The following is a 12,887-nucleotide window of genomic DNA, read 5'->3' on the forward strand; positions in this document are numbered from 1 at the left end:
AGTACGACATCTTAAAAACGACGGCGCGGTTGCGGGAAGTCATTGTTTTGGGAAAGTAATTGTCGGTATAGACGATAAAAATATCGGATACCGGGCTGTACCTCCACTGCAGGCGGCTGTTAATATTTTAATTATCTATTTGTTCGTTATACTGAACAAAATTTGTAAAGAAAAGCGTGCGCGTAAAGGTAATATCCACTTTCGGGCCGATTAGCCAGAAAGAGTTCTCTCCCCAGGGTTGCGGCAGATCGAGGTAGTTATAGCTGGCTACCATCGAGACACTGCCGTGGGGCTGATAACGATAGTTAATATCCCCACGCAAATATGCACGGTTGCCGTTATAGAAACCACCCCTGCCAAATGTTGCCGAGTAACGGAATAAATTCCTTGTATCTGACCTGAACCGTACAAATGCGTCCAGCCAATTATAATCAGTTCCTCTTTGGAGGAAAGAAATGTTGGAGTTGGTTGGATCAAAATCGCGCTGTAGCTCCACATAGTTATGCGACATCCCAATATCGATTTGACTCAGGTTGTGGAAACTAAAAAAATAGCCCAGGCTGCTTTCACGCTCGGTCAGGCGAAATTCATTTGGCGTGAAAAAACTCTCTGTGCTTGCCTGGAACCCATGATAGACAACCGGCGAGTCATCCGGATAGAAACGAACGGTCACCGTGGGCTCAAGCTGGAAAAAGTTAGTTCTCGGCACATAGCCAGCAGCCGCAATATAGCTGTTACCCACATACTGCTGCAAAAACTCCACTCTTACTGTTTGGCGAGAATAGGTTAAAATGGCTCCCTGTGCAACTTCAGATCCCTTGTGTACGTCATCCGTGAAAGATTTAAATGCAAATGCGCGTCCCGACCACCGGTTATCTTGAGTGGCAAGGTTGAATTGAAGTCCGCCGGTACGGTTATACGAGCCAATGTTCTCAAAGGCAGTCTCATCCACATTCTGACGATCCACCAAGATTGCTGAAATATTGGAGCGTGAGAAAATCTGTTTCTGGGCCGTCGCCACAAAAAAGTTGCTGGCCGGTGCGAAATCTGATTCCTCAGTGTACATATTCATCACTCCCAACCTCCAGTCCTGACCCAAATTCCCGCTGAGCCTTGCGCCAGCCAAAACCGGTGCATCAATCCCGATTCGCCTGGAGAAGAAAGGCCTTACCCGGTCTGAGCCGAAGTTTGCAAAAAGGTCGGAGTTCTCCAGAAAGAACTGCCGCTTTTCCGGGAAAAAAAGTTCAAACCTGTCAAGGTTTGTGATCTGCTGATCCACATCCGCCTGTGAAAAGTCGGGATTGTAGGTCAAATCCAGATTAAGAGATGATGAAAGGCCCAATTTTGCATCCATCCCGAAATCGGTGTTATAATTGGTCTCATTTGCAAATTCAAAATTACGTGATGCACCACCGAAAACGTAAGGAATCACTGAAAGCTGCAGACCCGACTCTGGCGGCGGCTGATCCCACTTGAGAGTTCCCGTAAAGGCAAGCGACGACGTCGGAAATTGACGCGGAACCGGTGCCCAGGCAGATTTTTCGTTGATACTCAGATCAAGCCTCGAAAAGTTGATATTCCATCGGTCCAGACCTGCCTCGTACCGGATCGATTTAAACGGTATTCGCATCTCAGCTACCCATCGGTCATCGTAATCCTCAACCACCACTTCCCATTTGGTATCCCAAGCCAGATCAACAGAGGAGCCGTTGCTCATGGTTCCATCCCACTTCGCACCGGCGGCATTGACGCCAAAAGAATAGCCGGTAGTCAGGTCATTGAACGGGTCGAGGAAGAGCAGAAAATTGTCGTTGGTTCCAAAAGAGAAATCACGTCTGAGCGACTCTACCACACGAGGGGCATCAATTGCGTCAAAGAAAATAAGCGAAAGATAGATGGCGTCCTCGTTGTAGGCCATGCGAATTTCTGATGTCGCTTCACTGTAACTGGTATCATAAGGGGTTACCATAAAAAAATTATCCGCCACATCTGCACGCAACCAGTCCTCCTCATCAACCACGCCATCAAGAGTGATTGTTCCCTTCATTTTCTGGATATTCAGAACATATTGGCTGTTAACGGACCGACGGTCCGACGCTTCATTACTACCGTTATCTGTTCTTTCAGTTACCTGAAGTGCTAATAACCCTGTCGGGGTTATTGCCCATATCAATAACATCGCTAAGATGATACAGTGTTGCCAGAAGCCTCTCCCAATTTGTTTATAAAGGATATTTTTAACTGAATTTAGAGCACCACCCAATTCCGATTTTTCCATCAACTCAAAATAGGACATCCATTATTAAGTCAAAAGGCTTTAAATAAGATGGACTCCCAAAATCAGTAACCATCAACCTTACTGCAAGGTTTGTCGCTATAACTTTGATGAAGCTTGTTACGAAATTAGCCGGCATTTTATTAAAACTCATCACACTGAATCAGTAAGTGTACGCTCAAAAAAATGGCTGCAAAAGCAAGTGAGTTCACTCATGTGTGTTCAATAGTCAAAGAATATTACAAGAAAAAGACCATTACTTATTAATCGTTTTTAAAAACTTTTGTTCAGCAGGAAGTGGATGTGGATCACGACTGCCCAACGTTCCATGTCCCTGACCCGGATTTTTTACCCAGAAATTTCGTCAGGATCAAGGCTTTAGTACGCCAAGGATTTGTAGAGCACGCGCAAGGAAAAAAGCGACGGAAGTGTATTTAATGTAATCTGAAAACATTGTATTTCCCTACAGCACAGTTTACGATAAAATTTTGCAGCGTGGGAATCATATCGAATAGTCGGGACAGGATAGCAAAAGTCTTAGCTCGGTGCCCCGAGAAGAGATAGCTCAATTTTCACAGCAACCCTTTTTATGTATTTCCAAAAATTTTAGTGCTTTACATTATAGTACGTTTTGCGTGAACTGAATAATTCGGTCTACTTTTTTAAAAAATCTTCGATCGCAATACAAATTTTATCATCAATAGCTTTATAAAAATCATCAGCCAGCTTTGTGTTCTGCTGAATCGGATCGTCTTCGTTAATTCTTTACAAATATTATAAAATAATATTTTATGACACTCCTAGTTCTGCGCTTACGCTATTGTGATATAACCAGGCCATTAAACAAAAAATAAAATGTTTAATTATCAGGATCTGAATATCAAGGTCTAACTATGATAAAAATTACAATCAAACAAATGTCATTCAATCAAAAAAAATTATGAAGCAATACAGACAATTTATAGCCTTATTATTTTTTACTCTATTTATAACTTTTAACGCCTATGCTGACGATCCGGACACAATTTTTCACCAGGGAATTCTTACGAATGATGCCGGTGAAATTGTTGAGGATGGCACTTACGAATTTACATTCACCATGTACAGCCAGGAGACCGACGGCAGTGCGCTTTGGTCGGAAGTACAGGTTTTAGAGGTCGCCAACGGAGTTTTCAATGCACACCTTGGTTCTGTAGAGCCACTGGACCTGCCGTTTGACGAAGGATACTGGATCGGTGTTGCGGTTGATGGCGGCAGTGAACTGGTCCCGCGTATGTCGTTAAGTGCCGTGCCCTACGCCATGCACGCCTTAACTGTGGAAGACGGTGCCATAACAGGCGCCAAACTTGGCCCGGATGCCATTCAGGCCGGAAATAATATTTCTGTGGCCCGGGATGCTGATCAAAACGTAGTGATCTCAGCTGCTGCCCCGGATCAGGTTGATGTGTTTTGGGAAAAAAGCGGCAACAACATTTTATATAAAGATGGCAAAGTAGGAATCAACCGGAATGTTGCCAGCACTTATTTAGATGTTTACAGTGATGAAACGACTGCAGCAAGATTCAGGGCCTATTCAGACAGTGACTTTATCAGGCCGGTTGAGTTAATCAGTGGTCGCGAAGGGGGATCAGTGACCGGTCAGCGAAATTCACTCTCATTCAGATATGCAGATATTGCAGGAAGCGGTGCCATAACTCTCATGGGCGAAATAGGCACGATTCTGACAAGTGAAGATCCGTCTGCTGCAGATATGCTCTTCCGTCTTCGCAAGCCGGTGGCCCCCGGGAATCAGCAGGAGCTTATGAGGCTCACAAGTGACGGGTATCTCGGAGTCGGCACAAGCTCGCCTGACAGAACGCTGGATGTGGCCGGCGACACCCGCGTGCAAGGAAACCTGACATTCCAGGACGGAACACCTCAGCGAACTGCCGGACCGGTGGCCAAAGGGAGTATTAATGCCGATGGATCGATAAACAATGCCGTTAATGTAGCAGGCGTGGTATGGGACAGCGCGAATGGATGGTACCGAATCGAAATCGAAGGTGAGAACTACCATTTTAGTGACTATGCAACATCCGTCACGCCCATTAATGATCCTGTTGCCGTACGATCATCCAGTACAGGAGGGGAACTGATTGTGGAATTTGCCGGCAATATTCAATCCCGTTTTCATTTTGTGGTTCACAGCCTGAAAAACTAAACGGGCAGAATCAGTCATCCAGATTAACGTTTACTACCAAGTAAATTTATTATGAAAAATTTCGTACTGATTATTTTATTCCTTCCATGTTTATTTTTTCTTCCGGCAGATGATCTGTCTGCTCAAAATCGAATAAGTAACACGGTTTTTACAGCCGGCGGAGGAGACTCAGCCGGCGATCTCTTCACTGTTAGCTCCACAATTGGACAACCGGCCGGCGGATCGTCGTATGGAGCTCAGTTTGCTATCCACAGCGGTTTCCGACAGGTACCCGTTCAGCGTGTGGTCACTTCGGCTGATGAAGCCACGGATGAGACTCCCGCCATATACTCGCTTGATCAGAACTACCCGAACCCGTTCAACCCATCCACAGTAATTCAATACTCGTTGCCTGAAGCCACAGATGTTACCTTAGCCGTCTATGATATGCTGGGACGTGAGGTGGTAAGCCTGGTGGATGGCCAAAAAAGCGCCGGAAACTATGAGGTCAGCTTCAGCGCCGGGAACCTGTCGTCGGGCATCTACTTTTACCGTCTGACCACCGGGAATTTCACAAAAATCCGATCGATGACGTTTGTGAAGTGAGTTAATTTGGAGATCCCAGCCATGATATAAATAGGGTCATCCCACGCCTTGGCGTGGGATCTCCCATTCAGGCTCGATTAGTAGACCTTGCCATGGATGACATCTGCATTTGTGATTACACCCCCCTTTTAACTGCACAGATTAACAATTAACCGGTCCTCATCAACCTGCGTCTTTTTTCTGCTAATAATTGCCACAGAGTAATTTGAAAGCGTCGCTAAACATCTCCGAAAAAACTGTTTATTTGCAAACAGCGCTGAAATAATCTATTCTGCGACGGTACATGCGCGAATGAGTTCTCGTGGAATTGTATGTTATGTAACCTATCTTTTTACTTGTTCCCAATAGTGGAACTTTCTATATTCTTCTGTGAGAGTATTTGCCCGGAAAACTTTACGTGAGTTTTGGAACAATCATTCGGATAGTGAAGATGCTTTAAAGGCGTGGTTTTCTGAAGCAGAAAATTCCCAATGGAAGTCACCTGCTGACATAAAGAATAAATATCCACACGCCAGTATTCTTCCTGATAATCGAGTGGTTTTCAATATCAAGGGCAATACCCATCGGTTGGTAGTCAAAATTAATTACGACTATGGACAGGTATTCATCCGTTTTGTTGGTACTCATGCCGAATACGACAAAATTGATGCAACGACAATTTAAAGCGGATATTAATTATGCAGATTCAACCCATACATACCGAAGCCGATTATCAAAACGCATTAGATCGTATCGAAGAAATTTTTGATGCCAAGCCTGGTAGTATAGAAGGTGACGAATTGGAAATATTGGGAATATTAGTTGATGAATACGAAAAAAAGAACTTCCCTATTGAAGCACCAAAGCCGATTGAAGCGATTAAGTTTAGAATGGACCAACTTGGAATGGAGCAAAAAGATTTGGCGAAAATTTTAGGTTCGAAATCCCGGGCGAGCGAAATTCTATCTGGTAAACGATCACTTTCTCTACGTCAAATTAAAATTTTGTACCGAAAGCTTGGTATCCCGGCTGAAGTTTTAATTCAAGAGCCAGAACCGGTTACATAAGCCCAAGACCGTTAGCTTAAATAAAAAATGCCTATGAGCAGGAGTGATAATTATAAGAATCCGAAAGAGGGAAAAACTTACATAAGCCCAAGGCTTGATTCATTTGGAAAGTCTGATCAAAAAGTTCGAATTGCTTCAAAAGTGATTGAATCTGAAGATTCATACGCATTTGCTAAAATTAAGGATGAGGTAGTATTAAGGCACAAAGAAGGAGCAAAAACGAATATTAAAGCCAAGTTTATTGAAGATCATCGGGGGATATTTGTTATAAACATACAAGGTTATACAGTTGCTACTGAGAAGCCTCATAATGCTAGTTTTTCTTTTAGTGGTGATGAAATTGGAAAGCTTTTAGAGTTTGTACAAAATATTCAACATTATCGATTTCAAGGCAGGGGACCTGTCAATACTTCCGATGATAATCTCCAACAGAAAAATATATCTGAAGTTCAAGCCAGAAAATTAATCCAGGATAATCACGAAGTCTTTTCAGAAGTACTTAAATCTGAAATAACTAAGGAAGATATTGTTGCTGTTGGATATAGGAAAAAGCAGGTAGAAGTTTACAGAAAATTTCTTGAGGATGAAGAGTATTTTAATTCCATCCGGGAGAAAATAAAAACAACAAATGAAGGCTTATGGCAAAAATATTTTGAGAACAACCCTTGGATTTTCGGTTATGGCCTTGAATATATTCTCGTATCATCATTGGATGAAAAAAAGTTAGAACAAGTTGTAAAAGGATATGATTTTAATACCCCCGGAAAACGTGTTGATGCACTTTTAAAAACTCGTGGAATCGTTTCTTCATTGTGCTTTACAGAAATTAAGACACATAAAACAAAGCTTTTGGAAAATAAACCTTATAGATCTGGCTGTTGGGCACCATCTAAAGAGTTGGCAGGTGCCGTTGCTCAGGTTCAAGGTACTGTAGCATCAGCTGTTGAAAACCTATCGGAAAGAATTAATATAGAGGATGATCAAGGAAATCCGACCGGTGAAGAACTTTTTAAATACCAACCAAAATCATATTTGGTCATAGGAAAATTAGACGAATTCAAAACTGAAAAAGGAGTTAATAAGGATAAGTTTCGATCTTTTGAGTTGTATCGGAAAAACACTAATAATCCCGAGATTATTACTTTCGATGAACTTTTTGAAAGAGCAAAATACATCACATCGTACATCAAAATGAAATCTAATCGAGTAGACGGCCGTGAGCCATAAGCTCACGGTGCGCCTCTTGCCAAAGGTGTTGCTTTTCTGCACACCATCACGCCATGGCGTGACGGTTCGTTATTCATCATTCCAACCGCTCTTTTCACCGTTTGGAGCTATCTCTTCCCGAAAGTCTTCGGGACCGGGCTACATAACTGCCGGAAAACTATCCGTTTTGCAGTCTTGCTCCCAATTCAATTTCTGAGAGAACAACGTTTAGCCATTCCTCCTCCCCTGTCGGGACTGATTACTATGGCCTTAGCTGACTTCCCATTCCGAGCTCAAACCACATATTCAACGCGGACTTGCTCGCTGTTTGCCAGTTCAAAAATCGTTGCCTTATAGAAACTTCCAGTTCTATTACATTACCAACAAATGAGACCAAGCCGTTTAAACGCTATACCGTTAAGTACCTCAATTCAATAAATCTGCTTTCCTTTAGTTGAAATGTAAATACATTGTAATTATATTTCAACAGTTGTTCACCTAACATCGAGGCCATGAAAACAAAAATAATTCGTATAGGCAATTCTCAGGGAGTTCGAATTCCAAAACCCTTTATTGAAGAAAGCGGCATCACCGAAGAGATCGAGATGATTCTGAGAGACAATGAGATTGTTCTTCGTTCTGCTAAAACCATTCGTAAAGATTGGGAAGAGTCATTCGAGAAAATGGCTGAACAAGGCGATGATGTCTTATTAGATCAAGAAGAAATAGAAAATCCATCCGATTGGGACGAAGCTGAGTGGACATGGTAGAAAGAGACTCGGTCCGAAGGTTTGAAGTACATCTAATTTCACTCGATCCGACAAAAGAATCTGAAATCAGAAAAGCTCGTCCCTGCGTAATCATTTCTCCGAATGAAATGAACTCTCACATCAGAACAGTAATTATTGCACCGATGACGTCCACAATTAAAAATTATCCAACGAGGGTTACGACTACATTTCAAGGTAAAAGAGGGCAAGTAGTTTTAGATCAAATTCGTACTGTGGATAAAAGTCGTTTGGTCAAAAAACTTGGTTTAATCAGCAGTTCAGCCAAAGAGAAAGTACTCAGCGTGTTGCAGGAAATGTTTGCTCCATAGATTCGTCCACTTAATCGAATAAACGGCCGTCATGCCACGGCGTAACGGTGCGCCTCTCAGCATAGGCATAACCTGGCAACACAAAATCACTCGATAGTATGCAAGTCACTATCAAATAATCAAATAACTCATTTTTAAAAAGTTAATCCGCATCTAACCAATAATGGACACACTCACGCTTTTTATGATCTCCGGGGTTATCAGCCTCTGGATTGTCTGGCAGATGACTCAGATTAACAGGCGGGCGGATGATGCGAGGCTTTCTGTCATGCAATTCGCATCGAACACTATTTCCGGAGTCCTGTTTATGGTTCTTCTATACACGGATATAGACCTTCTGCTGTTTACTCTCCTACTCATCATTTGCCTACCGTTCACGCTTTACAGCTACTATCACATCTATACAACCGATAAGCGTAAATTTGTGTCATCCGCAGCCGTTTTGGCCGGACTGATCCTGATTATCTGGATCGCTGCCTTTATTTAGCCAGATTTCTCTTCAAGAAATTTTTCTCTAAACAAGGCGAAGCTAATGAGGCGACACCTTCGGCGGACAGGTTGAACACGACATTTCATATTTTACTTAACACTACATGGATTATCTTCAGAAGCGAGTAGGAAGATAGGGATTAATTCCCTATCTGTCCTCTCACACCACCTTGCGTACCGTTCGGTACAAGGCGGTTCCTTACGTTTTGACTCTAACCATTTGGTTCGGTTGTCATCTGTGAGGTTGTTTTCAGATATCCATATAAATGTCTGCTCTCCCACATTACCTTCGGATTTCGTCCTACGGCTTTGCAGGTAGGTCTCTTTTGCGAGATTTTCTGCATTCTTCCATTCATACGGTATCATTCATTTACTGCTCACTGCGTAAGGTTCGACCCTTCCCCGGTCGCTCGCAACCAGGTACTATGGCTTCGGCTGACTTCTCATGGCAAGATTTACTCCGTGCTTCCGCACGTCCATGAGATCTCCCGCGGTAAGGCAATCTACTTTCACTCCATCTCCCCGCCATATTTACACTCCAATGTCCGTGTAATCATTGGACTTCAGCTTGTTTAGCAGCCTCATCCCATCGGATATGCCTGATATGATTCGTGTTCCTCGGGGCAGAGCTTTGCCTTCAGCTTCCTTCAGATTCCACCTCGCAGTGGACACCCTTGCTTTCGGCTAATGGTTGGCGATTACAAGCCCCCATAGTGGACTTTCACCACCAAGTTGATTGCCATGCACGGCACACTAAAAAAAAGGAGAGCCCTTTTCGGGACTCTCCTCTCAGTAAAATTTAAACCTTAATTTAGCTTAGTTCTCCAGCCTCAGACCTGCCTGCAAAGCCGCTTCGATGCGGGCTTTCGACTCTTCCAGGTGAGCCTTTGTATAGCTATTGAAATCATAAGTGGGAGGAGCCAGCCTGTTTTCGAGCTTGGAATGCAGTTCTCTTAACTGTGCCCGCGCTACTGATCGTGCATCAGCTGGCGTTCCACGCGGGGCGTCAGTCACCAGCCCTGTCACTTCATCCAGGTAGGCACGCTGTAAATCGCGCCGATTACTATCAATATTGGCGCCCGGTGAGGTCCACACTTCACTCCATACCGCTGTGGTTACCTGGTTCATTAATTCAGGAATCGTCACTGTATTTTCCTCTCCGAACTTAACTTCCGTATCCCTGATTCTGGAAAGTCGCATGGAGTTAAAAAGCTGCTGCAGCAGTGAGCTCTGAATTCCTACCAGCGTTTGATGCAGCGGGTAATCGATGCGTCCGCTATAGGTCGTGCTGTTACCCCAGTGATTCCAGCGGTCGGCGCCCATTTTTTGGTACACTTCGCGCGGCAGCTCAATGCCATCGGCACTGAATGCGTACTGCACAATCATATCCAGCGCTTCCTGCTGCTCTTCTTTACTGACAGGCACAAAAGGCATCCGGCCGTCCGGGTCTCCAACATGATCACGGTACTGATGTTGACCGCCAATATATTTCACTGCTGGTGCCAATGTTCTTGCATATTGAAACAAGTAGGTCTGAAATAAATCTGTCGCTTCATAATATGGCATGTTATCACCCAGCGATATTTCTGGAACTCTTGGGATCAGCGAACTTAGCAATCCAGCTCGTTCTTTCCCCCATTCCAGCGGGTCTGCACCAAGGTCAAACACATTTACGTGAGGGTCAACAGCACCAGGCCCCCGGGCATCCCCGTCAGTTCCGTAAGCATGACCGTCTTTTGCAGCCTGACGGGCTAACTCTTTCGCCGTCTCATCATCGGGTGTATAGCCGTAAGAAATCACCCATCTGTCATATGATCCCACACCCGGGTTATAATAATATCCGTCTTTCTCTTCGCTTTCGGGATGTAAATTAATGGTAGGGTACTCCATCGCGGAGTTAAACACTCCCTGATCTTTTGCCCAGCTCTCCTCATAGAGCTTATCCAGCGGTGTATCGATTGAAGAACGGAAATTATGGCGTAAACCGAGGGTGTGTCCCACTTCGTGCATGGTTACCCATCGCATAAACTGGTCAATGAACTCCTGGGGAACCGGATCGCTGCGATCAATTTGTCCCCTTGCGGCCAGAACGCTGTGCGCCAGTTCCATCTGCATGTTCATTTCATTATAAAATGATTGGGTCTTCACGCCCTGACTCATTAATGCGAGCTCATCTTCTGAAACATTGAAAATCTGATCGATAGCGTCACGCGGCTCTACGATCTGCCTGTAATTTTCCTTGTTTCCCAGCAGCATATTGGCCTCGAACAGAATGTCTGCATCCAGAATCTCACCGGTTCGCGGGTCAACAACAGACGGACCAATTGCACCGTATAATGACTGGTCGGATGTATTCCATCGGAGTGTCGAGTACCGGATATCACCGGCCATGATACTGTCTGGCAGCATTTTAGCCTGTACTGCATTTCTGAAACCAGCAGCCTCATAGGCTTCTGACCATGCTTCGACACCTTCCATCATGGCATCCCTGTACTCCAGGGGTACCGTTCGGTCTATGTAATAGGTAATAGGTTTTTTGGGATCACACAGGCCGTCTTCCCCGGCAGGTCCGTCACATTCAAGTCTCCAGCGGTTTACATATCGCTTGAAAAAAGTATCCGTATCGTCAGTAAAATCTTTGTGAACCGTCATAAAATACCCGGTCCTGTCGTCGGCCATTCGGGGTTTCATCGGTTCTTCAGGAAGCTTTACCATGGTATAGAAGAGCGATAGCGGGATATATCGTGCATCAGGCACCGTTCGGGGACCGCCCTGTTCGGAATTCCTAAACGTCAGTTTCGCCTGTATATTCACATTCTCCGGAAATCCCTGCAGTGTCTCAAGGTGCGATCTGCTTTTATCAAAACTAACGCGTCCCGGTCTGCCCGGTGTGGTTGAAACAGCATAGCCTACGCGATCGGATATCCCGGAAATATCGCCTACGAACCAATCATAAACATTAACCAGCATTTGTGTACTGTCCGCATCAAAAGCCTCTATTTTGGCCGTCTCAACTACGGAGTTGCCAAACGATAGATCAACGGCTTCAGCCTCCGGTGTTCCCTCTTCCGCTTGATAACGATACGGGTGCTGAACCAAAAAGATCTTGCCTTCATGGTTTTCGAAAGATACCAGGAGGGCTTTATTATTTAGCATTAGGCCGCCATAGAGAAACGATGACCCAATTCCCCGGGCAAGCTCCATATTCATAAGAAATTTTTCGTTTAAGCGCTCTTTCGGAACCGATAAATAGAGCTTGTCATCTTGGTGGTAAAGGTCGAAGTATCCCTCTACCTTTTTGGCATCCTTGGTTAACTCCTCAAACTTTGATGAGCTGTTTTCTTCATTTTGTGTCGTTTCTTTAGTGTCTGTTGCTTTTTGAGATGTTGCGCATCCCGAAAAAAAAATCAAAGCGCAGACTACGATTGCCAGTGTGTGCTTCATAATGCAGTATTCATTTTTGATTAGATTTACGATAATAGAATTGAATCCGGATAGCGGTCCGGAATTCATGTGGTGCCTACGTAAAAAATCTACAAAAGTTTAGAAGACAAATAATAAAGCCTGATAGAGCATGTGAACTTCGTGATTTGCCAGACGTAAATATAGGTTACATCTACAAACAGACACTGGTAGTTACTAATTTTGCCCAAAAAAGTAAGGCGACACCATTTCAGGAGTGACAGCTTACGTTCCCTGATTCAGGGATAGTATGCGATTTGCGGTGGTGAGTAGTATGCGGTCTTCCGGGTAGACTTAACGCTCAAAACGCACATACTCAGGCCATGATAAATCCACGGATTAGATCATCTGATCCCCCTTCGACTGGATTGGTTTCTTCTGCGAAATAAACTGCCTCGGGGAACTTGAAACGCCTACCTTCTCATACCCCGCACTGCGCACCGAAACAACACGGCGCTTGTGCGGGGCTACTGAGCTGTCGCCCCTGTCGGGGCTTTTTGTTTCGCACAGGCGCGAAACCGTTTA

The 12,887-nt window shown here is 44.3% G+C and carries 10 protein-coding genes; 8 read left to right on the forward strand and 2 right to left on the reverse strand.

Going from position 1 to position 12,887, the window contains the following annotated elements; genetic code table 11:
- Positions 1 to 127: 127 nt before the first annotated feature.
- A complete protein-coding gene (locus tag AABW11_RS01625) occupies positions 128 to 2,179 on the reverse strand; it encodes a DUF5916 domain-containing protein (protein WP_340102757.1) in 2,052 nt (683 codons plus the stop codon).
- 1,036 nt (positions 2,180 to 3,215) lie between these two features.
- On the opposite strand from AABW11_RS01625, the gene AABW11_RS01630 reads away from it, so the two are divergent.
- From AABW11_RS01630 to AABW11_RS01665, 8 genes are all read left to right on the forward strand, one after another.
- Positions 3,216 to 4,475, forward strand: coding sequence for a hypothetical protein (locus AABW11_RS01630; RefSeq protein ID WP_340102759.1), 1,260 nt, complete (start codon positions 3,216 to 3,218; stop codon positions 4,473 to 4,475).
- 51 nt (positions 4,476 to 4,526) lie between these two features.
- Entirely contained in the window at positions 4,527 to 5,060 is a 534-nt protein-coding gene (locus AABW11_RS01635) for a T9SS type A sorting domain-containing protein (protein WP_340102761.1), read from the forward strand.
- Between the two features lie 369 nt (positions 5,061 to 5,429).
- Positions 5,430 to 5,723, forward strand: coding sequence for a type II toxin-antitoxin system HigB family toxin (locus AABW11_RS01640; protein WP_340102763.1), 294 nt, complete (start codon positions 5,430 to 5,432; stop codon positions 5,721 to 5,723).
- Between the two features lie 14 nt (positions 5,724 to 5,737).
- Entirely contained in the window at positions 5,738 to 6,106 is a 369-nt protein-coding gene (locus AABW11_RS01645) for a helix-turn-helix domain-containing protein (RefSeq protein ID WP_340102765.1), read from the forward strand.
- A 33-nt stretch (positions 6,107 to 6,139) separates the two neighbouring features.
- A complete protein-coding gene (locus AABW11_RS01650) occupies positions 6,140 to 7,333 on the forward strand; it encodes a Shedu immune nuclease family protein (protein WP_340102767.1) in 1,194 nt (397 codons plus the stop codon).
- Between the two features lie 491 nt (positions 7,334 to 7,824).
- Positions 7,825 to 8,082: an AbrB/MazE/SpoVT family DNA-binding domain-containing protein gene (locus tag AABW11_RS01655; protein ID WP_340102769.1), complete on the forward strand. Its 258-nt coding sequence runs from the start codon at positions 7,825 to 7,827 to the stop codon at positions 8,080 to 8,082.
- Positions 8,076 to 8,411: a type II toxin-antitoxin system PemK/MazF family toxin gene (locus tag AABW11_RS01660; RefSeq protein WP_340102771.1), complete on the forward strand. Its 336-nt coding sequence runs from the start codon at positions 8,076 to 8,078 to the stop codon at positions 8,409 to 8,411. The genes AABW11_RS01655 and AABW11_RS01660 overlap by 7 nt, the downstream gene beginning before the upstream one ends.
- A gap of 163 nt (positions 8,412 to 8,574) precedes the next feature.
- Positions 8,575 to 8,898 carry a hypothetical protein gene (locus AABW11_RS01665; protein ID WP_340102772.1) on the forward strand — a complete coding sequence of 108 codons (324 nt, stop codon included), beginning with the start codon at positions 8,575 to 8,577 and terminating at the stop codon, positions 8,896 to 8,898.
- 818 nt (positions 8,899 to 9,716) lie between these two features.
- Here AABW11_RS01665 and AABW11_RS01670 read toward each other — a convergent pair.
- Complete coding sequence (locus tag AABW11_RS01670) at positions 9,717 to 12,344, reverse strand: zinc-dependent metalloprotease (protein WP_340102774.1); 2,628 nt, start codon at positions 12,342 to 12,344, stop codon at positions 9,717 to 9,719.
- Positions 12,345 to 12,887 lie beyond the last annotated feature (543 nt).

Origin of the sequence: Rhodohalobacter sp. 8-1, from assembly GCF_038150125.1 — a bacterium.
GTDB lineage: Bacteria > Bacteroidota > Rhodothermia > Balneolales > Balneolaceae > SW132.